The 20,917-nt window shown below is 52.6% G+C and carries 21 protein-coding genes; 15 read left to right on the top strand and 6 right to left on the bottom strand.

The genetic code is table 11. From position 1 onward, the window contains the following. Positions 1 to 101 precede the first annotated feature (101 nt). Complete coding sequence (gene rnm / locus KTJ90_RS09040) at positions 102 to 986, top strand: RNase RNM (RefSeq protein WP_003853885.1); 885 nt, start codon at positions 102 to 104, stop codon at positions 984 to 986. Positions 987 to 998: 12 nt separating this feature from the next. Next, entirely contained in the window at positions 999 to 1,619 is a 621-nt protein-coding gene (locus tag KTJ90_RS09045; protein ID WP_003853883.1) for an L-threonylcarbamoyladenylate synthase, read from the top strand. A 12-nt stretch (positions 1,620 to 1,631) separates the two neighbouring features. Here KTJ90_RS09045 and KTJ90_RS09050 read toward each other — a convergent pair whose 3' ends face one another. Continuing rightward, positions 1,632 to 2,279: a hypothetical protein gene (locus KTJ90_RS09050; protein ID WP_008925283.1), complete on the bottom strand. Its 648-nt coding sequence runs from the start codon at positions 2,277 to 2,279 to the stop codon at positions 1,632 to 1,634. A 780-nt stretch (positions 2,280 to 3,059) separates the two neighbouring features. Here KTJ90_RS09050 and rluB point away from each other — a divergent pair. After that, positions 3,060 to 3,950 (top strand): 23S rRNA pseudouridine(2605) synthase RluB, encoded by an 891-nt coding sequence (gene rluB / locus KTJ90_RS09055; RefSeq protein ID WP_003853880.1) that lies wholly within the window; start codon positions 3,060 to 3,062, stop codon positions 3,948 to 3,950. 54 nt (positions 3,951 to 4,004) lie between these two features. On the opposite strand, the gene cobO is transcribed toward rluB, so the two are convergent. Then, complete coding sequence (cobO, locus tag KTJ90_RS09060) at positions 4,005 to 4,595, bottom strand: cob(I)yrinic acid a,c-diamide adenosyltransferase (RefSeq protein ID WP_003853878.1); 591 nt, start codon at positions 4,593 to 4,595, stop codon at positions 4,005 to 4,007. Further along, positions 4,595 to 5,356 (bottom strand): YciK family oxidoreductase, encoded by a 762-nt coding sequence (locus KTJ90_RS09065; RefSeq protein WP_003853876.1) that lies wholly within the window; start codon positions 5,354 to 5,356, stop codon positions 4,595 to 4,597. Before KTJ90_RS09065 ends, cobO begins: the two co-directional genes overlap by 1 nt. A 173-nt stretch (positions 5,357 to 5,529) precedes the next feature. On the opposite strand from KTJ90_RS09065, the gene sohB reads away from it, so the two are divergent. Then, on the top strand, positions 5,530 to 6,576 hold the full coding sequence (gene sohB, locus KTJ90_RS09070) for a protease SohB (protein ID WP_008925280.1): 1,047 nt from the start codon (positions 5,530 to 5,532) through the stop codon (positions 6,574 to 6,576). Positions 6,577 to 6,623: 47 nt separating this feature from the next. Here sohB and KTJ90_RS09075 read toward each other — a convergent pair whose 3' ends face one another. Then, entirely contained in the window at positions 6,624 to 6,872 is a 249-nt protein-coding gene (locus KTJ90_RS09075; RefSeq protein ID WP_003853871.1) for a YciN family protein, read from the bottom strand. A 370-nt stretch (positions 6,873 to 7,242) separates the two neighbouring features. Here KTJ90_RS09075 and topA point away from each other — a divergent pair, with 370 nt between their 5' ends. The 5 genes from topA to acnA all read left to right on the top strand — a co-directional run bounded on the left by topA (position 7,243) and on the right by acnA (position 14,957). Next, on the top strand, positions 7,243 to 9,867 hold the full coding sequence (topA, locus tag KTJ90_RS09080) for a type I DNA topoisomerase (protein ID WP_499026354.1): 2,625 nt from the start codon (positions 7,243 to 7,245) through the stop codon (positions 9,865 to 9,867). A gap of 182 nt (positions 9,868 to 10,049) precedes the next feature. Then, positions 10,050 to 11,024 (top strand): HTH-type transcriptional regulator CysB, encoded by a 975-nt coding sequence (gene cysB / locus KTJ90_RS09085; protein WP_499026356.1) that lies wholly within the window; start codon positions 10,050 to 10,052, stop codon positions 11,022 to 11,024. A 495-nt stretch (positions 11,025 to 11,519) separates the two neighbouring features. Beyond that, positions 11,520 to 11,678, top strand: a complete 159-nt coding sequence (locus KTJ90_RS09090; RefSeq protein WP_003853864.1) for a YmiA family putative membrane protein — start codon at positions 11,520 to 11,522, stop codon at positions 11,676 to 11,678. Between the two features lie 4 nt (positions 11,679 to 11,682). Continuing rightward, positions 11,683 to 11,862: a YciX family protein gene (locus KTJ90_RS09095; RefSeq protein ID WP_071591715.1), complete on the top strand. Its 180-nt coding sequence runs from the start codon at positions 11,683 to 11,685 to the stop codon at positions 11,860 to 11,862. Positions 11,863 to 12,275: 413 nt separating this feature from the next. Further along, positions 12,276 to 14,957 (top strand): aconitate hydratase, encoded by a 2,682-nt coding sequence (acnA, locus tag KTJ90_RS09100; protein ID WP_499026359.1) that lies wholly within the window; start codon positions 12,276 to 12,278, stop codon positions 14,955 to 14,957. 32 nt (positions 14,958 to 14,989) lie between these two features. On the opposite strand, the gene ribA is transcribed toward acnA, so the two are convergent. Continuing rightward, the gene (ribA, locus tag KTJ90_RS09105; protein ID WP_003853859.1) at positions 14,990 to 15,583 is read right to left on the bottom strand and encodes a GTP cyclohydrolase II; all 594 of its coding nucleotides are present in this window, start codon (positions 15,581 to 15,583) and stop codon (positions 14,990 to 14,992) included. Positions 15,584 to 15,810: 227 nt separating this feature from the next. Here ribA and pgpB point away from each other — a divergent pair, with 227 nt between their 5' ends. From pgpB to yciH, 5 genes are all read left to right on the top strand, one after another. Continuing rightward, positions 15,811 to 16,569, top strand: coding sequence for a phosphatidylglycerophosphatase B (gene pgpB, locus KTJ90_RS09110; RefSeq protein WP_008925278.1), 759 nt, complete (start codon positions 15,811 to 15,813; stop codon positions 16,567 to 16,569). Positions 16,570 to 16,703: 134 nt separating this feature from the next. Continuing rightward, positions 16,704 to 17,012: a LapA family protein gene (locus KTJ90_RS09115; protein ID WP_003853856.1), complete on the top strand. Its 309-nt coding sequence runs from the start codon at positions 16,704 to 16,706 to the stop codon at positions 17,010 to 17,012. Between the two features lie 6 nt (positions 17,013 to 17,018). Next, on the top strand, positions 17,019 to 18,188 hold the full coding sequence (gene lapB, locus KTJ90_RS09120) for a lipopolysaccharide assembly protein LapB (RefSeq protein WP_003853853.1): 1,170 nt from the start codon (positions 17,019 to 17,021) through the stop codon (positions 18,186 to 18,188). A 194-nt stretch (positions 18,189 to 18,382) separates the two neighbouring features. Continuing rightward, entirely contained in the window at positions 18,383 to 19,102 is a 720-nt protein-coding gene (pyrF, locus tag KTJ90_RS09125) for an orotidine-5'-phosphate decarboxylase (RefSeq protein WP_003853850.1), read from the top strand. Next, positions 19,102 to 19,425, top strand: a complete 324-nt coding sequence (gene yciH / locus KTJ90_RS09130) for a stress response translation initiation inhibitor YciH (protein ID WP_003853849.1) — start codon at positions 19,102 to 19,104, stop codon at positions 19,423 to 19,425. The genes pyrF and yciH overlap by 1 nt, the downstream gene beginning before the upstream one ends. 80 nt (positions 19,426 to 19,505) lie before the next feature. Here yciH and osmB read toward each other — a convergent pair whose 3' ends face one another. Continuing rightward, positions 19,506 to 19,721 carry an osmotically-inducible lipoprotein OsmB gene (gene osmB / locus KTJ90_RS09135; RefSeq protein ID WP_003853848.1) on the bottom strand — a complete coding sequence of 72 codons (216 nt, stop codon included), beginning with the start codon at positions 19,719 to 19,721 and terminating at the stop codon, positions 19,506 to 19,508. Between the two features lie 349 nt (positions 19,722 to 20,070). Here osmB and araD point away from each other — a divergent pair, with 349 nt between their 5' ends. Beyond that, complete coding sequence (gene araD, locus KTJ90_RS09140) at positions 20,071 to 20,769, top strand: L-ribulose-5-phosphate 4-epimerase (RefSeq protein WP_008925273.1); 699 nt, start codon at positions 20,071 to 20,073, stop codon at positions 20,767 to 20,769. Positions 20,770 to 20,917: the final 148 nt, after the last annotated feature.

A 20,917-nucleotide genomic window follows, 5' to 3' on the forward strand; every position in this document is an offset into this window, starting at 1 on the left:
TGTACTAGTTAACGGGTTCAGCGCGGAAAAGTCAATAGCCTTTTTCACTGAGCATTAAAATCGTTATCATGCTGGCCGGTTTAGTATTAGCAGGAGTTCTTTTGAGCGATATCGCCCGTTTCCCGGTTTACGATTTACACAGTCACACGCGTGCCTCCGATGGCTTTCTGACGCCAGCTGCGCTGGTGCAGCGAGCTGTAGAGATGCGCGTCGGCGTACTGGCGATCACCGATCACGACAGCGTTGCAGGTGTAGAAGAAGCGCAGCAAACGGCACTCGACCAGGATTTACCGATAAAGGTGCTGGCAGGTGCAGAGATCTCCACACTCTGGGAGAACCATGAGATTCACATCGTGGGCCTGAACATTGATATCCACCATCCGGCGATGGTGACCTTTCTGGCCGGACAACATGCGTGCCGTCGGATACGGGCCGAAGAGATCGGTGAACGACTGGCCAGGGCGCGTATTCCGGATGCGCTGGCGGGAGCGATGCGACTGGCAGATGGCGGCATCATTACCCGTGGTCACTTTGCCCGCTTTCTGATTGAGCAGGGCAAAGCTGAGAACATGGTGCAGGTATTCAAAAATTATCTGGCGCGTGGCAAAACCGGCTACGTGCCGCCACAATGGTGTACAATTAAACAAGCTATTGATGCGATTCATCATTCTGGTGGTTGTGCCGTGCTGGCGCATCCTGGCCGTTACGGTTTATCGGCAAAGTGGCTTAAACGACTGGTCGCCCATTTCCGCGAAGCGGGGGGCGATGCGATGGAAGTCGCACAGTGCCAGCAGCCACCTAATGAGCGCACGACACTGGCGCAATACGCCAGAGATAATGAACTGGCCGCATCACAAGGTTCTGATTTTCATCAACCCTGCCCGTGGATTGAGTTGGGCCGCAAACTCTGGCTGCCCGCGGCGGTTGAGCCGGTCTGGGAACGCTTCCCGGATCTCGCTCCCAGCCTGGCAATCACGGAAAGGTGACACGAGGTTTTTATGAGTCAATTGTTTCACATTCATCCGGATAACCCACAGCCGCGCCTGATTAATCAGGCGGTCGACTACCTGAACAAAGGCAGCGTCATCGTCTATCCGACCGATTCCGGCTATGCGCTGGGCTGTCGGCTGGAAGAGAAGGGCGCGATGGAGCGCATTTGCCGTATCCGTCAGCTCGATGGGCACCACAACTTCACCCTGATGTGCCGTGACCTCTCAGAACTGTCGGTTTATTCGCAGGTGGGCAACTCCGCCTTTCGTCTGCTGAAAAACAACACGCCGGGTAACTACACCTTTATTCTTAAGGCGACCAAAGAAGTGCCGCGTCGCCTGATGAATGAGAAGCGTAAGACCATTGGTCTGCGCGTGCCTTCCAATCCAGTCGCACTGGCGCTGCTGGAAGCCCTGAATCAGCCGATGATGTCGACCTCATTAATCCTGCCGGGCAACGATTTCACCGAGTCCGATCCGGAAGAGATTCAGCACAGCATTGGTAAGCTGGTCGATCTGATTATTGACGGCGGCACGCTGGGACAGCAGCCGACCACGGTGGTCGATCTGACCACCGATGCACCGGAAATTGTGCGTGAAGGGGTGGGCGATACCCGCCCGTTCCTGTAATTAAGTCGGGCTTCAGACACCGCGGGTCGGTGTCTGAGCCAGATTCGACTCTAGCCAGCTCTTAAACTGGCCGTAAGGAATATAAAGTGACACATCTTTCAGGATCACTTTGTTATTACGACCATTCTTAATCGAATCAGAATAGCCAACAATAACGCCGCTTAGCGTATCATCACGGTTGTAAACGCCGCCGCCCGACATTCCCTGAACCACGCCTGCGTTAGACGCCATGGCGATACAGGGGCTTTTATTCCAGTTATTCCTGATAGCCGTGCGGGCTAAATTAACCCCTGTCGATTCAACGGGCATCGCGGAAATAAAGCTGTAGCCATACATTTTAACGGGATCGCCGATGTCACCGCTGCGGAATTTAGCCAGCGTGTTAGCATCATTCTTGTGATAAATAATCGCAAGGTCGCAATAAGGGTGATATGACTTCACGCGCTGTACGGCAGTTTTAGCAACGTGCGCAGCGGTGAGGCTATATTCAGGCGTCAGAGGTATGCTGGTGCCCAGTGTGCCGAGACCGAGGATCGTCGGAATGCCCGTCACGCTCATATCTACGTGCTGCATCGCCGTGCGACTGTACTCAGTATGGCCCACAGAGCAACCGCTCAGGACCAGTGCAGCAAGCACCGGGCACAGAAACAGGTTTCTCATAATGGTTTTCTTTATTCAGGCATGTCGGAAAATCCCTGGTGAAGATTTGTGACATGCAAGCAAGGTTCATCACTGAACCGTATTAACGCAACAACTCCGGATGCGCCGGTTTATTGGATTAATTAAAAAACGCTATTTTTATTAACGTATGGCATAACCACACGCTGATGTTGCAAAAACGCTTTATCGCGTTTTTATGCTTTTTTATTGTACTGCTGAGATTAAGTGTACCATCTTAATAGTATCGTACAATTTATTAAAGTTAATAAAAAACAAATATTACGGAAAATAAGGTTTTAAATAAATCTCCCTAAGGAATCAACTGCCTTTTTTATATCGACCGATCGCTTGTCATGGATAAAATCAAACAGGCAGTTTTTTACACTAGCACTGGCGCTTTTTGCAGAGCATCAAAAGCACGAGCCCAGCAAAAGAAGCTTAAGGTAGTGTTAAGGTTTTTATCATCAGAACATTGTTTTGCCTGGAAATGAATGCTTAAGAAATTTAATTACGCTCAGCTATAAAGTTTTTGATGTCTGCGTTTTATTAAACATATTTTCTTATGATAAAGGGTGATGTTATTTAAATGTAAATTAAAGATTATCAGATATAAAACAATCAGAAACCAAACTATTATTAAGCCATTGCTCTGCTCATAAAGCACGTTACATCAGCGTTAAATGCCTGTATAATGGGGCAAACTTACTAAGTTAACCTGTTGATTTAGAAAGGATTATCACCCAATCATGACGCCTGGGAAGGCGACAAAGAGGAAGCTCAATGAGCGAAAAGTTACAGAAAGTCTTAGCGCGTGCCGGTCATGGCTCGCGTCGTGAAATCGAATCAATGATAGCTGCTGGCCGTGTCAGCGTTGACGGCAAGATCGCCACACTGGGCGACCGCGTCGAAAGCAGCAAATCCCTGAAAATCCGTATTGATGGCCATCTGGTATCGATTGCTGAATCCGCAACCGAAGTATGCCGTGTGCTGGCTTACTACAAACCGGAAGGCGAACTCTGTACCCGCAGCGATCCTGAAGGCCGCCCAACGGTGTTTGACCGCCTGCCTCGTCTGCGTGGTTCACGCTGGATTGCCGTTGGCCGTCTGGATGTGAACACCTGTGGTCTGATGCTCTTCACCACCGACGGTGAACTGGCGAACCGCCTGATGCATCCGAGCCGTGAAGTGGAACGTGAATATGCAGTGCGCGTCTTTGGCCAGGTCGACGATGATAAAATTCGTCAGCTGAGTAAAGGTGTTCAGCTGGAAGATGGCCCGGCTGCGTTTAAAACGCTTAAGTTTGGCGGCGGGGAAGGGATCAACCAGTGGTATAACGTCACCCTCACCGAAGGACGTAATCGTGAAGTACGTCGTTTGTGGGAAGCGGTCGGCGTGCAGGTCAGTCGTCTGATGCGTGTCCGCTATGGCGATATCACCTTACCAAAAGGCCTGCCACGTGGTGGCTGGACTGAACTGGATCTGCCAGCGGTAAACTACCTGCGTAACCTGGTTGAGCTGGATGATGAAACCGTCACTAAGCTGGTGGTCGAAAAAGATCGTCGTCGTACCAAGGCGAACCAGATTCGTCGTGCCGTGAAACGGCACACTAAAGTGAGCAGCACACCTCGTGCGCCACGCCGCAATCCGGGCAGCAAACGTAACTCCGGTTAATAGCGTTGCCTGAATGCTAAAAACGCAGCCCCGTGGCTGCGTTTTCTTTTTCTGTTACCAGTCAATTCCCTGCTGAGCCTGTATACCGGCATCAAATGCGTGTTTCACTGGCCGCATCTCCGTTACCGTATCTGCCATCTCCGTCAGGCTGCGATGACAGCCTCGTCCGGTAATAATCACGCTCTGATGTGCCGGGCGCTGTTGCAGGGTGGTGATCAGATCGTCCAGCGGCAGATAATCCATGCTGACCATATAGGTGATTTCATCGAGCACCACCAGATCGATCTGCTCATCGGCCAGCATCCGCTTTGCATGCTGCCACACAGCCAGACAGGCGGCGGTATCCGTTTCGCGGTTCTGCGTGTCCCACGTAAACCCGGTTGCCATCACCTGAAACTCCACACCGTGCTGTTCCAGCAGGTTTCGCTCGCCATTCGGCCAGTCACCTTTAATAAACTGGATCGCTGCTGCTCGCTTGCCATGTCCGGTGGCGCGAAGTGCTGTGCCAAAGGCTGCCGTGGTTTTGCCTTTGCCATTGCCGGTGAACACCATCAGGATGCCACGAACCTCGGTGGCCGCTGCAATGCGCGCATCGACCTGCTCTTTTAAACGTTGCTGACGTTGTTGATGACGATCGTCAGCCATTATTCCGCGGCTCCCGGTTTTCTGCCCGGCTGTGCATCAAAGCTGATACCGGTTTTGCGTCGGCTGTCATCACCCATCAGATAAAGGTAGAGCGGCATCAGATCGGCAGGGGTTTTCAGCTTATTAGCATCTTCCTGCGGGAAAGCACTGGCGCGCATTTTGGTGCGCGTGCCGCCCGGGTTGATACAGTTTACCCGCAGCGAGTGCGTCTTATATTCATCAGCCAGTACCTGCATCATCCCTTCGGTAGCAAATTTAGAGACGGCATAAGCGCCCCAGCCCGCGCGACCCGTACGGCCAACGCTGGAGGTGGTAAAGACCAGTGAACCGGCATCCGATTTTAACAGCAGCGGTAACAGTGCCTGGGTCAGGAAGAAGGTCGCATCCAGATTGATATTCATCACCTCCTGCCAGATCTGTGGGTCCAGTTCCGCCAGCGGCACAATCTCACCCAGGATACCGGCGTTGTGCAGCACGCCGTCAAGACGCGGAAACTGCTGAGCCAGTTGCTCTCCAATCTGATGGCAACGTTCCGGCGTCGCATCGGCCAGATCGAACACCACAGTGTGAGCAGGGCATTGATTAAGTTGATTGATAGCCTGTGCGACCTGCTGAAGCTTATCAGCGTTACGGCCCATCAGGATCACTTCAGCGCCATAACGGGCGTAAGTCAGCGCCGCCTCCCGGCCAATACCATCGGAAGCACCCGTGACCAGGATAATACGGTGATTGAGCAGGTCGCTTTTCGGTTGATAGTGCACAGCGGGATCCTCCAGCGAAAACAGCATGATTCCGCTTTATGCCTGAATTTACGAATGGGCGCAATCGCCAACCTGCGCATTCTGTGCCGGCTGCTGGCATTTCAGGCGACGGAGCAGGGCAAAACGGCTAAACTGGCGAACTGTTTTTGATTCTCTGTAACTAAGGCGACCTGATGGATTTTATTTCAACGTATGGACTGTTTTTAGCGAAAGCGGTGACACTGGTGGTTGCCGTCGCCGCGATCGTCATGATTATTATGAATGCTGCGCTGCGCAAGCGGGCACAAAATGGTCAGCTTCGCCTGACGCATCTGGGTGATGACTATCAGCAGATGAAAGAGGATTTGCAGCTGGCAAAAATGAAACCCCAGGCGCAAAAAGTCTGGCTGAAAAACCATAAAAAAAGCGAAAAGCTGAAAGCGAAAGCGGAAAAACAGGCGGCGAAGCAGGGGCAGACTGACAGCGTCAAACCCACCCTTTATGTGCTCGATTTTAAAGGCAGCATGGATGCCGGTGAGGTGACCTCACTGCGTGAAGAGATATCAGCAGTACTGGCCGTAAAACAGCCCGGCGATGAAGTGCTGTTGCGTCTTGAAAGTCCGGGCGGCGTGGTACATGGCTATGGCCTGGCGGCCTCGCAGCTGCAGCGTCTGCGCGATCAGGGACTGCGTATTACGGCAGCCGTGGATAAAGTGGCGGCCTCCGGCGGATACATGATGGCCTGCGTAGCTGACCGCATCGTGGCAGCACCGTTCTCAATCATTGGCTCAATTGGTGTGGTTGCGCAAATTCCTAACTTCAACCGCCTGCTGAAACGTAACGATATCGATGTTGAGCTGCATACCGCCGGACAATATAAGCGTACGCTGACGCTCTTCGGTGAAAACACCGAAGAAGGGCGTGAGAAGTTCCAGGAAGATCTTGACGAAACACACCTGTTATTTAAACAGTTCGTTCACCAGATGCGCCCGTCACTCGATATCAATAAGGTTGCAACCGGTGAACACTGGTATGGCCGTCAGGCGCTGAATCTGGGGCTGATTGACGAAATTGGCACCAGCGATGATTTGATCATTCGTCAGATGGATCAGTTCAACGTTCTTGGCGTGCATTATGCCCGTCGCCGTAAAATGATGGACCGCTTTACCCAGAGTGCCGGTTCGGTGGCCGAGCGGCTGTTGCTGAAACTCTGGCAGCGTGGTGAAAAGCCATTGCTCTGATGCGAAACCCGGCCTGTGCCGGGTTTTTTATTTCAGGTGCGGGTGTTTTATTCCAGGTGATAGCGCGGCGACAGCACCACTGCAAGGTGTTTAAAGACGTTAAACACGGCGGTGGTTTTCGCGGTCGGCAGTCCGTCCGCGTCAAGAAAAAACGGTCCGCGAAAGACCAGTACATCGGCCTGCTGAGTCACCTCGTCCGCCTGCATGCCTGCTAAATAATCGTCATGCTCTTTGATCAGCGTATTGGCCTTTTCCAGCAACGCCTGGCGGGAAATAGCCTGTGTCGTTCTCTCCATTTATTCGTTCCTTTTTGACAGCACCCAAATCCTTTCTATATTACTGGCGTGCCAGACGGTATGACAAATCGGTCTGAACGATGAAATCTGGCGTAAGTTCAGGCTGAGTGCTAATTAGGTTGCGTAACAGATTTTATCAGGTAGAGTGTGGGCGATTCCGATTTCAGGGATTTTGCACCGGGATGTGTGAAGAGTTCAGATGGAAAAAGTATGCCTTATCATGCAGTTGCATTACACCGCATCATCTGTTCTGAGATTGACCCCTCCGCCTTGAAATGTTAAACAGGCGCAGCAATATTGAACCCGATGGGTTTTTGGGCATCCAATCCTCTCCCGTTAAGCAGGATGTTTTCATTAGGTAAAGGTAAATATGGGTAAAGCACTCGTTATTGTTGAGTCCCCGGCAAAGGCTAAAACAATCAATAAATATCTGGGCAATGACTACGTGGTTAAATCCAGCGTCGGTCATATCCGGGATCTGCCGACCAGTGGTTCAACCGCAAAGAAGAGTGCTGACGCCTCGACTGAAAAGAAAGCCAAAGACGCTGCGACTGACAAGAAAGTCAAAAAAGTAAAAAAAGATGAGAAAGCCGCACTCGTCAGCCGCATGGGTGTTGACCCCTATCACGGCTGGGAAGCGGATTATCAGATTCTGCCCGGCAAAGAGAAAGTGGTTGCGGAACTGAAGGCATTAGCCGCCAATGCTGACCACATCTATCTCGCAACCGACCTTGACCGCGAAGGGGAAGCTATTGCCTGGCACCTGCGGGAAGTGATCGGGGGTGATGACTCACGCTTTAGCCGCGTGGTATTTAACGAAATTACGAAGAATGCGATTCGTCAGGCGTTTGAAAAGCCGGGCGAACTGAATATTGACAGGGTTAATGCTCAACAGGCGCGTCGTTTCATGGACCGCGTGGTGGGTTATATGGTCTCACCACTGCTGTGGAAAAAGATCGCCCGTGGTCTTTCTGCCGGACGTGTTCAATCCGTTGCCGTGCGTCTGGTCGTGGAGCGTGAGCGAGAAATTAAAGCCTTTGTGCCTGAAGAGTACTGGGAAGTTAATGCCGCGCTAAGCACGCCGAAAGGTGATGAGCTGTCGATGGATGTGACGCACAAAGGCGATAAAGCCTTCCGTCCGGTCAATCGCGATGAAACCTACGCCGCCGTCGCGCTGCTCGAAAAAGCGCGTTATGAGATCGTCGATCGTGAAGATAAGCCGACCAGCAGTAAGCCGGGCGCGCCCTATATCACCTCAACGCTGCAGCAGGCTGCCAGTACCCGTCTTGGCTTTGGTGTTAAGAAAACCATGATGATGGCCCAGCGCCTGTACGAAGCGGGTCACATTACTTACATGCGTACCGATTCAACCAACCTGAGTCAGGATGCGGTCGCCATGGCACGGGGTTATATCGAAAGCAATTTCGGTAAAAAATATCTGCCTGACAATCCTGTGACTTACGCCAGCAAAGAAAACTCCCAGGAAGCGCATGAAGCGATTCGTCCTTCTGATGTGGACGTGGTGGCGGAACAGCTGAAAGATATGGAAGCGGATGCACAGAAACTCTATCAGCTTATCTGGCGTCAGTTTGTTGCCTGTCAGATGACACCGGCAAAATATGATTCCAGCACCATCACCGCCGCCGCGGGTGAGTTCAGACTCAAAGCAAAAGGGCGTATTCTGCGTTTCGACGGCTGGACCAAAGTGATGCCAGCGCTGCGCAAGAATGATGAAGATCGTACGTTGCCTGCGGTCAGTGTGGGGGATGTTCTGGACCTTAAAGCACTGCAGCCGGGTCAACACTTCACCAAGCCACCGGCGCGCTTCAGCGAAGCATCCCTGGTGCGCGAGCTTGAGAAACGCGGAATTGGCCGTCCATCAACCTACGCAGCCATTATCTCGACCATTCAGGATCGTGGCTATGTGAGGGTGGAAAATCGCCGTTTCTATGCGGAAAAAATGGGTGAAATCGTTACCGATCGTCTGGAAGAGAACTTCCGCGAACTGATGAATTACGATTTCACCGCCCGCATGGAGAGCAACCTTGACCAGGTTGCCAATAACGAGGCGCAATGGAAAGCGGTGCTCGACCACTTCTTCAGCGACTTTACTCAGCAGCTTGAACTGGCTGAGAAAGATCCTGAAGAGGGTGGCATGCAGCCAAACCAGATGGTGCTGACCTCAATCGAGTGTCCGACCTGTAGCCGTCAGATGGGAATTCGCACCGCCAGTACCGGCGTCTTCCTGGGCTGTTCTGGCTACGCGCTGCCGCCTAAAGAACGCTGCAAACAGACCATCAACCTGATTCCGGAAAATGAAGTTCTCAATATTCTGGAAGGGGATGATGCTGAAACCAACGCACTGCGTGCCCGTCGCCGCTGCCAGAAGTGTGGCACAGCCATGGACAGCTATCTGATCGATAACGAACGTAAACTGCATGTCTGTGGTAATAACCCGGAGTGTGATGGTTACGAAATCGAGAAGGGTGAGTTCCGCATCAAAGGCTATGACGGCCCGATAGTGGAGTGTGAGAAGTGTGGTTCTGAGATGCACCTGAAGATGGGACGCTTTGGGAAGTACATGGCGTGTACCAATGAAGAGTGCAAAAACACCCGTAAGATTTTGCGTAGTGGTGAGGTTGCTCCACCGAAAGAAGATCCGGTTCCACTGCCAGAGCTGGCGTGTGAGAAGTCCGATGCTTACTTCGTGTTGCGAGACGGCGCAGCGGGCGTTTTCCTTGCAGCCAACACCTTCCCGAAATCACGCGAAACGCGTGCGCCGCTGGTGGAAGAGCTTCAGCGCTTTAAAGATCGTCTGCCTGAAAAGCTGAAATATCTGGCCGACGCGCCAGCAGCCGATCCGGAAGGTAACAAAGCGATGGTGCGCTTTAGCCGTAAAACCAAACAGCAGTATGTTTCCTCTGAAAAAGAGGGCAAAGCAACAGGCTGGTCCGCCTTCTATATAGACGGTAAATGGCAGGTCGCGAAGAAGTAATCCACTCAGGCCAGCGCTCGCTGGCCTTTTTCTGAGCCTTATATCAATCCGTTCTACTCTTTAACGTAAACTGATATAGTTGTTATAGCATTTCCGACCTTTCCTGATGCATAGCATTTTCTACCCTAGCGACTATACGTCAACCGGGGATGCGACTCTGTAACTTACCGGATGGAACAGATATGAAATTACAGCAGTTGCGCTATATCGTCGAAGTGGTAAACCATAATCTCAATGTCTCTTCGACAGCGGAAGGCCTCTACACCTCTCAGCCTGGCATCAGCAAACAGGTTCGCATGCTGGAAGATGAACTGGGCGTGCAAATCTTTGCCCGCAGCGGGAAACATCTCACCCAGATCACGCCGGCAGGTGAAGAGATCATTCGTATAGCGCGTGAAGTGCTCTCAAAAGTGGATGCGATCAAATCGGTGGCGGGTGAGCATACCTGGCCGGATAAAGGCTCGCTCTATGTGGCGACCACGCACACTCAGGCTCGCTATGCGCTGCCTGGCGTGATCAAAGGCTTTATTGAGCGTTATCCGCGTGTCTCACTCCACATGCATCAGGGTTCCCCGACTCAGATTGCCGAAGCGGTCTCCAAGGGCAATGCGGATTTTGCGATTGCCACCGAGGCACTGCATCTCTATGACGACTTAATCATGCTGCCTTGCTACCACTGGAACCGGGCGATTGTCGTCACCGCTGACCATCCGCTGGCGGGGAAAGGCCAGGTGACCATTGAGGAGCTGGCTGAGTATCCTCTGGTCACTTACACCTTCGGCTTTACCGGGCGTTCTGAACTGGATACGGCCTTTAATCGCGCAGGATTAACGCCACGCATTGTTTTCACCGCCACTGACGCAGACGTCATCAAAACTTATGTTCGCCTGGGCCTGGGCGTAGGGGTTATTGCCAGCATGGCGGTAGACCCGGTGGCCGATCCTGACCTTATTCGTATTGAAGCCGCTGACATCTTTACCAACAGCACCACAAAAATTGGCTTCCGTCGAAGTACCTTCCTGCGTAGTTATATGTATGATTTTATACAACGTTTTGCGCCACATTTGACGCGCGACGTGGTGGACACAGCGGTAGCCTTACGCTCAAACGAGGATATTGAGGCGATGTTTAAAGATATCAAACTGCCGTTTAAATAGAGTTTACGCGCTTCACTTAAACTTAAGGCTGCCTGGTGCAGCCTTTTTTGTTTCCAGGCTTTAGCGCCAAATGAGAATCAAAATTTTTATGATTTTTTTGTAAATGAAACATTGATCACATGTTTTCCCATTGGGCTTTCTTAAATGCGAATTACCACACATTTTTAACTATGTTACTTTGCGACTTGCCAGGATTATTCCCATACTCCAGTTAAGAGTTAATGCAGGAAGCCAGTAAACATAAGGGTCTTTAGCGATCTCTTTAGTTTTAAATGGACCTGTTTTTAAATTAACTCAAATTTATTAGCTCTCTGTTTAATTAAATATTTGTTCCGAAGTTAATGGTTTCTTACGTTACTGGCACCTATTGATTAATACTGTTAATCGTTTTGCTCAATAAAAATAACTGGATTTTTGGCCTTAACGCGTTTAGGATTCCTCCTAAATCTTAATCGATGTTATCAATCATTTTGTTGAGAGTGATTATCAAAAACTATGAATACACGACTGACTGTACAACCGGGTTTCCCGGCAAAAAGCACCAAGGTTGAGCGTACCGGCAACACCCGTCGCAATGCCTGGTTAACCGTATTCGCTGCCTCTGCGCTGTTCTGGGTGGTAGTAGCGTTAATGATTTGGCGTATCTGGGGCTAAAGCCATGTGGGCAAACACACTCAGCCATAAACGTTCCCTGACTTCACGTCAGCACAAGCCGGTTGCCTGCAAAGGAAAAGAACCACTTGCAAAGGACGAGAAAGTGTCTATCCCCGAATCGTGGGATTTGAGTGATAACCAGAGACTTTTTATTGAGTCATTCCTGGACCCTAAGAGTAAATAACCTTTTCAGACCATTTATTAGTCGCAGTTTTTATTACCGGAGTTTCCGGCGGGCTTGTTAATTGCCCTTTACCACATTGCGTACGACCAAAGGGTGTCGCCTTGATGAGGTGACCGCAAAAACTTTTACGCCAGATTCCGGCGAAGGAGTGAACCAAATGAATATGATTAAAATGTCTTGGCTCAGCGCGTATGCCTTCTCCTTTGCGTTCTGGTCTGCGGCGGTGTGGATAACGCTGTAATTTGAATTAAATCACCTTTTTTATGATGCCTCGTGATCTCACGGGGCATTTTCGTTTGTGAGCGATTGTGGCAATTTGTGTTGTAATCAAATCGTTAACGAATTTTGGTCTATCTTTAACATAAACCTTTGTCTCTCTAAGGTTTAAGACCATGAATGAAAAAGGAGGAGCTATGTCGTCTACCCTACGCGAGCAGAGTCAGGAAATACTGCAGGTCGACACCAAAAAATATCACATCTTCAGTCTTCCCCGCGCTGCTCAACATCTCGGCAATATAGACAGTCTGCCCAAGTCCCTAAAGGTCCTGCTGGAAAATTTACTGCGCTGGCAGGATGGTGATTCTGTTACGGCAGAAGATATTCAGGCGCTGGTTGACTGGCAAAAAGATGCCCACGCCGATCGTGAAATCGCCTATCGTCCCGCCCGTGTATTAATGCAGGACTTTACCGGCGTACCTGCCGTAGTTGACCTGGCGGCGATGCGCGAAGCGGTAAATCGCCTGGGTGGCGATGTGGCGAAAGTGAATCCGTTATCGCCAGTGGATCTGGTCATTGACCACTCAGTTACCGTTGATCACTTTGGCGATGATGACGCTTTCGAGGAGAACGTCCGGCTGGAGATGGAGCGCAACCATGAGCGTTATGTCTTCCTGCGCTGGGGACAGAAAGCTTTTGATAAGTTCCGGGTTGTACCGCCGGGCACCGGTATCTGCCATCAGGTGAACCTGGAGTATCTGGGTAAGGCGATCTGGCATGAAACGCTCAACGGCGAAGAGTATGCCTGGCCCGATACACTGGTCGGCACTGACTCCCACACCACCATGATCAACGCGCTGGGCGTGCTGGGATGGGGAGTAGGGGGAATTGAGGCAGAAGCTGCCATGCTTGGCCAGCCCGTCTCCATGCTGATTCCGGATGTAGTGGGTTTCAAACTCACCGGCAAACTCAAGCCAGGCATCACCGCGACTGACCTGGTGCTTACCGTTACCCAGATGCTTCGTAAGCATGGCGTCGTGGGCAAATTTGTCGAGTTTTACGGTGATGGTCTGGCCGATCTGCCGCTGGCTGATCGCGCCACTATTGCCAACATGGCCCCGGAATATGGCGCGACCTGCGGTTTCTTCCCGGTCGATGATGTCACGCTCAGTTACATGACGCTCACCGGACGCGATGCCGACCAGGTCGCCCTGGTGGAAGCTTATGCCAAAGCGCAGGGCCTGTGGCGTAACGCCGGCGATGAGCCGCGCTTTACCAGCACCCTGTCACTGGACATGAACGAAGTGGAATCGAGCCTTGCCGGACCAAAACGTCCGCAGGATCGGGTTTCGCTGGGTGATGTGCCTGCCGCGTTTGACGCCAGCAACGAGCTGGAAGTGAATCAGGCGCAGAAACCGCATAAAAATGTCGAATACACCGACAGTGACACCGGCCTGACGCATACACTGACCGACGGTGCCGTTGTAATCAGTGCGATTACCTCCTGTACTAACACCTCTAATCCCAGCGTGCTGATGGCGGCTGGCTTACTGGCGAAGAAAGCGGTCGAGCGTGGCCTGAAACGTCAGCCCTGGGTTAAAGCTTCACTGGCACCCGGTTCTAAAGTGGTTTCAGACTATCTCGCCGTCGCGCAACTCACCCCTTATCTTGATGAGCTGGGCTTTAATCTGGTCGGTTATGGCTGCACCACCTGTATCGGTAACTCTGGTCCGCTAAAAGATGAGATTGAGTCTGCCATTAAAGCGGGCGATCTGACTGTCGGTGCAGTGCTGTCCGGCAACCGCAATTTTGAAGGTCGTATTCATCCGCTGATTAAAACCAACTGGCTCGCGTCGCCACCGCTGGTGGTAGCCTATGCGCTGGCGGGTAATATGAAAATCAACCTGCAGACTGAGCCACTGGGCCACGATCGTCAGGGCCAGCCGGTCTATCTGAAAGATATCTGGCCAACGCCGGAAGAGATCGCCACAGCCGTGCAGCAGGTTACCAGCGACATGTTCCATAAAGAGTACGCTGAAGTCTTCGACGGCACGCCCGAGTGGCAGGAGATCAAGGTCAGTGAAGCGGCGACGTATGACTGGGATGAAGGCTCGACCTATATTCGTCTGTCGCCGTTCTTTGATGATATGGAGAAAGAGCCTAAGCCGGTGCAGGATATTCGCGGTGCGCGGGTCCTTGCTATGCTGGGCGACTCCGTTACCACGGACCATATCTCACCGGCGGGCAGCATTAAAGCTGAAAGTCCGGCCGGACGTTATCTGCTGTCACACGGCGTTGAGCGAACCGACTTTAACTCCTACGGTTCCCGTCGCGGTAACCATGAAGTGATGATGCGCGGCACGTTCGCCAACATCCGAATCCGCAATGAGATGGTGCCAGGCGTGGAGGGCGGTTATACCCGTCATTATCCGAGTGGCGAGCAGCTGGCTATCTATGACGCGGCGATGAAATATCAGGCGGAAGGTATACCGCTGGCCGTGATTGCCGGTCTTGAGTATGGCTCCGGTTCAAGCCGCGACTGGGCGGCGAAAGGCCCACGTTTGCAGGGTGTGAGAGTTGTCATTGCTGAATCTTTTGAGCGTATTCACCGCTCAAACCTGATCGGCATGGGCATTCTGCCGCTGGAATTCCCGCAGGGCGTGACCCGCAAAACCCTGAGCCTGACCGGTGAAGAGCGTATTGACGTGGAGAATCTTCAGGCACTGACGCCAGGCTGCAGCGTGAAAGTGACGTTGACCCGTGCTGACGGCAGTAAAGAGGAGCTGGACACCCGCTGTCGCATTGATACCGGTAATGAGCTGACCTATTACCGTAACGACGGCATCCTGCACTACGTTATCCGCAATATGCTGGACTGACAAAAAAAGCCGGGGCGACCCGGCTTTTTCATTCAGGATTTCGGCAGCAGATGCCCCATCTTCGCCGCTTTGGTATCCAGATAGTGCGCATTCTTCGGATTACGTCCCACAACCAGCGGCACACGCTCAACGATGTTGATCCCGGCTTCGCTGAGGATCTCAACTTTACGCGGGTTATTGGTCAGCAGGCGCACTTCATTTACGCCCAGCAGTTTGAACATATCGGCGCACAGGGTGAAGTCGCGTTCATCAGCGGCAAAGCCTAGCTGATGGTTCGCTTCTACGGTGTCATAGCCTTTGTCCTGCAACGCATAGGCGCGGATCTTATTCAGCAGACCGATATTACGGCCTTCCTGGCGGTGATACAGCAGCACACCACGACCTTCTTCTGCGATGGCATTAAGGGCGGCTTCAAGCTGAAAGCCGCAGTCGCAACGCAGGCTGAAGAGCGCATCGCCGGTCAGGCATTCGGAGTGAACGCGCGCCAGTACCGGCTCGTTATCATTAATATCGCCAAAGACCAGTGCAACGTGGTCATGTCCGGTTGCCAGTTCTTCAAAACCAACCATCAGGAAATCTCCCCATGGCGTGGGCAGTTTGGCTTCTGCCACCCGTTTAAGCTGCATGTGACTCTCCAGAACCTTCAGAGGATGCACTATCATCATGATAGTGCACAGGCCAGTGTGGCCCGACAAACGTGCAATATTGTGCCACAACCTGCAAGCGGGCTGGTAATCTCTGATACCAATTGCAGTGATAAAGCACAATTATCCAATCGGCAACGGTTATGTTATTCTTTTTTAAGCTAAAGTTATGCAATTGTTGTCTTTTAACACCGGGATAAGGGAAGAGGATGTTTAAGATTTCGCGTCGAACCACCTTCGGTATGCTGCTGCTGTTGATCATGCCGGTTGCCGTCTGGCTTACCGGCTGGCGCTGGCAGCCAGGTGAAAGCAATGCGGTGCTGAAAGGTCTGTTCTGGATGACCGAAACCGTTACCAATCCGTGGGGCATTGTCACCAGCGTGCTGCTGAGTGCATGGATGCTTTGGTGCCTGCGCTTTCGCCTGAAGCCCGCCATTCTGCTTCTGCTGATCATGAACGCGACGATTCTGGCCGGGCAATACACCAAATCCTTTATTAAAGAGCAGATACAGGAGCCGCGCCCCTATGTGATCTGGCTGGAACAGCATCATGGACTGGATGAAAAGACCTTTTACGAACTCAAACGTAAACAGCGTGGGGAGATGGTGACCTCGCTGATAGCCGATGAGACGCAGATCCCTGGCTGGCTGAAACGTCACTGGGCATTTGAAACCGGTTTCGCTTTTCCCTCTGGACACACCATGTTTGCCGCCAGCTGGGCGCTACTGGCATTGGGCCTGCTCTGGCCGCGTCGTCACTATAAAACCGTGGTGGTGATCTTCCTGTGGGCCACGGGCGTAATGGCGAGCCGTCTGTTGCTGGGCATGCACTGGCCGCGCGATCTGGCAATGGCAACGGTACTTTCCTGGATACTGGTCACCGTTGCTACCTGGCTGGCACAGCGATTCTGTGGACCACTGACGCTGCCGCCGGAAGAGCAAAAAGAGGTGGCGCAGCGGGAGCCCTGATTGTAATTCACCCTTAAGACCCCATATTATTAGTCAGGCCTGCGCAAAAGTGACCTGGCCGATGCTGCTGGGAGCAGCATTTTTGCTGGAGTTTTGGCATAATTCTACCCGACAACCTCACAACAGGATGCACTGTGAAATATTTGCTGATTTTTTTAGTGGTACTGGTCATTTTTATTATTTCCGTCACTTTGGGTGCGCATAACGATCAGGTCATTACTTTTAACTATCTGCTGGCGCAGGGTGAGTTCAGCATCTCGACCTTACTGGCATCGCTGTTTGGCGCAGGTTTCGTGCTTGGCTGGATTATCTGTGGTCTGTTCTGGTTACGGACCCGCGTCGCGCTGGCGAACGCCAACCGGAAAATCAAGCGTATGCAGACGCAAATCGAGCAGAGTACCGCTCTGGCGACCACGCCAGCTTCGCCGGCTGGCCGGGAATAATCCCCGATGCATGAATTGCTGTTTCTGTTACTGCCGGTGGCGGCTGCGTATGGCTGGTATATGGGCCGCCGCAGTGCACATCAGGACAAGCAACAGGAAGCCAACCGACTGTCGCGTGAATATGTCGCTGGCGTAAACTTCCTGCTCTCAAATCAGCAGGACAAAGCGGTCGATCTGTTCCTTGATATGCTCAAAGAGGACAGCGGCACGGTAGAAGCCCACCTGACGCTGGGTAATCTCTTCCGATCGCGTGGCGAAGTTGATCGCGCTATCCGTATTCATCAGGCTCTCATGGAAAGTGCTTCCCTGAGCTACGAGCAGCGTCTGCTCGCCGTTCAGCAACTGGGGCGTGATTATATGGCGGCGGGCTTTTATGACCGCGCTGAAGATATGTTTAAGCAGCTCACCGATGAAACGGACTTCCGGGTGGGCGCGCTGCAGCAGCTGCTGCTGATCCATCAGGCAACCAGCGACTGGCAGCAGGCGATTGAGGTGGCAGAACGTCTGGTTAAGCTCGGTAAAGATAAGCAGAAGGGCGAAATTGCCCACTTCTACTGTGAACTGGCGTTACAGGCCATGAGCAGCGACGACCTGGATCGCGCAATGAGCCTGCTGAAGAAAGGGGAGGCGGCCGATCGCAACAGCGCGCGCATCTCTATCATGATGGGCCGTATTTTCATGGAGAAAGAGGATTTCACCAAAGCGGTGGGCCATCTGCAGCGGGTGCTGGATCAGGATAAAGAGCTGGTCAGTGAAACGCTGGGGATGCTGGAGACCTGTTTCCAGCGGCTTAATCAGCCCGAAGCCTGGGCTGATTTCCTGCAGCGTTGTGTGGAAGAGAATACGGGAGCCGCAGCGGAACTCTATCTCTCGGATATCCTGGAGCAGCAGCAGGGTGCTGAAGCGGCGCAAAACTACATCAGTCGACAGCTGCAACGCCATCCAACGATGCGTGTGTTCCATCGCCTGATGGATTTGAACCTGCATGATGCGGAAGATGGCCGTGCCAAAGAAAGCCTGATGGTGCTGCGTGACATGGTGGGCGAACAGATTCGCACCAAGCCGCGCTATCGCTGCCAGAAGTGTGGTTTCACCGCGCATGCACTTTACTGGCACTGCCCATCCTGCCGTACCTGGTCTTCCGTTAAACCTATTCGTGGGCTCGACGGCCAGTAAAACTGGCCGCCGCGCACAGCACACACCTTATTATAGTTACAACATACTATTGAATTATCACCTCCCTGACCTCCGCCATCGTGCATAAAACGCCGGGCAGAGGGGCAAAGGCGATTGTGATGGTCAGATACCGCAGGTAGAATGCTTGCCGTTTGTCTAATGCGCCTGCGGGCGCCTGTTGCTGAGGAAATGCCATGTCTTCACCCCACAATGTGACCGCTTCGCCGATTCTGGTCGCGCTGGATTACCATGACCTCGACAGCGCGCTGCGTTTCGTAGACCAGATTGATCCCCGCAGTTGCCGACTGAAAGTGGGCAAAGAGATGTTTACGCTGTTCGGACCCTCGCTGGTTAACACCCTGCAGCAGCGCGGCTTTGAGCTCTTTCTCGATCTGAAATTCCACGATATTCCTAACACCACTGCCCATGCCGTGGCTGCTGCTGCCGATCTCGGCGTCTGGATGGTCAACGTCCATGCCAGCGGTGGCGCGCGGATGATGAACGCAGCGCGCGAGGCGCTGCTTCCTTTTGGCAAAGATGCGCCTCTGTTGATTGCGGTGACCGTACTGACCAGCATGGATGCAGACGATCTCAAAGAGCTGGGCATTACACTTTCGCCTGCCGAACAGGCAGAACGACTGGCGAAGCTGACGCAATCATGCGGGCTGGATGGCGTGGTCTGTTCTGCACATGAAGCGGTTCGCTTCAAACAGGTTCTGGGTCAGGATTTTGCGCTGATCACGCCGGGAATTCGCCCGGCAGGCAGCGATGCAGGCGATCAGCGTCGCATCATGACACCCCAGCAGGCGAAGCAGGCGGGCGCAGACTACATGGTGATAGGGCGTCCAATCACCCAATCTGCCGATCCCGCCGCCACCCTGCAGGCGATCCTGCACAGTCTGGAGACACCATAATGGCAGATGATAATCGACTGGTTTACTCCACCGACAGCGGGCGCATTACCCAGCCTGAGACTAAAGCAGAACGGCCAAAAGGGGATGGCATTGTACGCATCCAGCGCCAGAGCAGCGGACGCAAAGGCAAAGGCGTCTGTCTGATCACCGGCATTGATCTGGATGATGCAGCACTGACGCTGCTGGCCGCTGAACTGAAAAAGAAGTGTGGCTGTGGTGGATCGGTAAAAGAGGGTGTTATCGAGATTCAGGGTGACAAACGCGATTTACTGAAAAGCCTGCTGGAAGCTAAAGGGATGAAAGTCAAACTGGCGGGCGGCTGAATTAAAAAAATCGGGCTACCGAAGTAGCCCGATGGTCATGTAGATGCTTAGCGTAGCCGTTTATTCTTTTAATAAGGTCCTTAGTGGACCTGATGACCGATAATACCACCAACTGCGGCGCCACCGACTGTGCCGAGCGCGCTACCATTGGTCAATACTGAACCCCCAATCGCACCCGCGCCCGCGCCAATGGCGGTGTTGCGGTCACGCTTAGACCAGTTAGAACAGCCGCTCAGGGCAACAGCTAACGTGGTAGCCAGTACAACGGCAGTGATTCGTTTCATTGTTGTAGTCATACACTTCTCCTTTGATGTGCTCACAGAGGCAACACTCTTAGTATAGCTCCGATATTTCCTCAGCCCGCTTGTGCCGCATTATTGCCTCATCCCTGACGGCATAGAAATGTGATCACCATGGACAAACCGTTTGTAGCGGGTGAGTCACAATGCGCCAGGCCAACAGGTCCACGCATTGTCTGAGAGGATTCTAAGCGTTCTGCAATAATTCCGAAGATGGAAAATTCTGAAATCACGGCACATTTTTTCATTCACAGCCATTCCTTCTGCGTTTATAGCCATTTGCTCCATAACCCTTTCGCGTCCGACTCCGCAAAATTCAGGGACGATTGTCAGCAGGAGAAAAGAGATGCTGGAACACCTTAAACAACAGGTTCTGGAAGCGAATCTGGATCTACCCAAATACAACCTGGTGACCTTTACCTGGGGGAATGTCAGCGCGATTGATCGCGAGCAGGGTTTGCTGGTGATTAAACCTTCCGGCGTGCGCTATGAAGTGATGAAGCGCGACGACATGGTTGTGGTCGATCTGGTGAGTGGCAATGTAGTAGAAGGGGATAAACGCCCTTCATCGGACACGGCGACGCATCGTGCGCTCTATCTCGCCTGGCCGGAAGTCGGTGGCATTGTCCATACGCATTCGCGTCATGCGACCATCTGGGCGCAGGCAGGACGACCCATTCCGGCCTGGGGAACGACGCACGCCGACGATTTCTATGGCGAGATCCCCTGCACCCGCGCGATGCGTAACGAAGAGATTCAGCACGAGTACGAGTGGAACACGGGCGAAGTGATTATTGAGACGTTCGCGCAGCGCGGATTATCGCCTTCGGCGATCCCTGGGGTACTGGTCAACTCCCACGGCCCGTTTGCCTGGGGTAAAGACGCCCATGCCGCTGTACACAGCGCGGTTGTCCTGGAGGAGGTGGCCTATATGGGGCTCTTTAGCCAGCAGCTTACTGCTAACCTGCCGCCCATTAATCAGACGCTGCTCGATCTGCACTACCTGCGGAAGCACGGTGAGAATGCCTGGTACGGGCAAAAATAACGAACGGGACGCGACGGCGTCCCTTTTTTTTGTCGCCATTGCCGCTGGTATGGCGATCTCCATCATAGTTATCAAAACATCCATCCTGAAAAAATAAAACAGCGTTTCATTTATATCGGGGCGATCACTGTTTTAATAACCTCAAATC

The organism is Pantoea jilinensis (genome assembly GCF_019104105.1).
Taxonomy (GTDB): domain Bacteria; phylum Pseudomonadota; class Gammaproteobacteria; order Enterobacterales; family Enterobacteriaceae; genus Pantoea; species Pantoea eucalypti.

Excerpts from the sequence above, each read along its gene's own strand:
- KTJ90_RS09045 (WP_003853883.1), top strand. The coding sequence starts at position 999 with ATGAGTCAATTGTTTCACATTCATCCGGATAACCCACAGCCGCGCCTG.
- KTJ90_RS09050 (WP_008925283.1), bottom strand. The coding sequence starts at position 2,279 with ATGAGAAACCTGTTTCTGTGCCCGGTGCTTGCTGCACTGGTCCTGAGC.
- rluB (WP_003853880.1), top strand. The coding sequence starts at position 3,060 with ATGAGCGAAAAGTTACAGAAAGTCTTAGCGCGTGCCGGTCATGGCTCG.
- cobO (WP_003853878.1), bottom strand. The coding sequence starts at position 4,595 with ATGGCTGACGATCGTCATCAACAACGTCAGCAACGTTTAAAAGAGCAG.
- sohB (WP_008925280.1), top strand. The coding sequence starts at position 5,530 with ATGGATTTTATTTCAACGTATGGACTGTTTTTAGCGAAAGCGGTGACA.
- KTJ90_RS09075 (WP_003853871.1), bottom strand. The coding sequence starts at position 6,872 with ATGGAGAGAACGACACAGGCTATTTCCCGCCAGGCGTTGCTGGAAAAG.
- topA (WP_499026354.1), top strand. The coding sequence starts at position 7,243 with ATGGGTAAAGCACTCGTTATTGTTGAGTCCCCGGCAAAGGCTAAAACA.
- cysB (WP_499026356.1), top strand. The coding sequence starts at position 10,050 with ATGAAATTACAGCAGTTGCGCTATATCGTCGAAGTGGTAAACCATAAT.
- KTJ90_RS09090 (WP_003853864.1), top strand. The coding sequence starts at position 11,520 with ATGAATACACGACTGACTGTACAACCGGGTTTCCCGGCAAAAAGCACC.
- KTJ90_RS09095 (WP_071591715.1), top strand. The coding sequence starts at position 11,683 with ATGTGGGCAAACACACTCAGCCATAAACGTTCCCTGACTTCACGTCAG.
- acnA (WP_499026359.1), top strand. The coding sequence starts at position 12,276 with ATGTCGTCTACCCTACGCGAGCAGAGTCAGGAAATACTGCAGGTCGAC.
- ribA (WP_003853859.1), bottom strand. The coding sequence starts at position 15,583 with ATGCAGCTTAAACGGGTGGCAGAAGCCAAACTGCCCACGCCATGGGGA.
- pgpB (WP_008925278.1), top strand. The coding sequence starts at position 15,811 with ATGTTTAAGATTTCGCGTCGAACCACCTTCGGTATGCTGCTGCTGTTG.
- lapB (WP_003853853.1), top strand. The coding sequence starts at position 17,019 with ATGCATGAATTGCTGTTTCTGTTACTGCCGGTGGCGGCTGCGTATGGC.
- pyrF (WP_003853850.1), top strand. The coding sequence starts at position 18,383 with ATGTCTTCACCCCACAATGTGACCGCTTCGCCGATTCTGGTCGCGCTG.
- yciH (WP_003853849.1), top strand. The coding sequence starts at position 19,102 with ATGGCAGATGATAATCGACTGGTTTACTCCACCGACAGCGGGCGCATT.
- osmB (WP_003853848.1), bottom strand. The coding sequence starts at position 19,721 with ATGACTACAACAATGAAACGAATCACTGCCGTTGTACTGGCTACCACG.
- araD (WP_008925273.1), top strand. The coding sequence starts at position 20,071 with ATGCTGGAACACCTTAAACAACAGGTTCTGGAAGCGAATCTGGATCTA.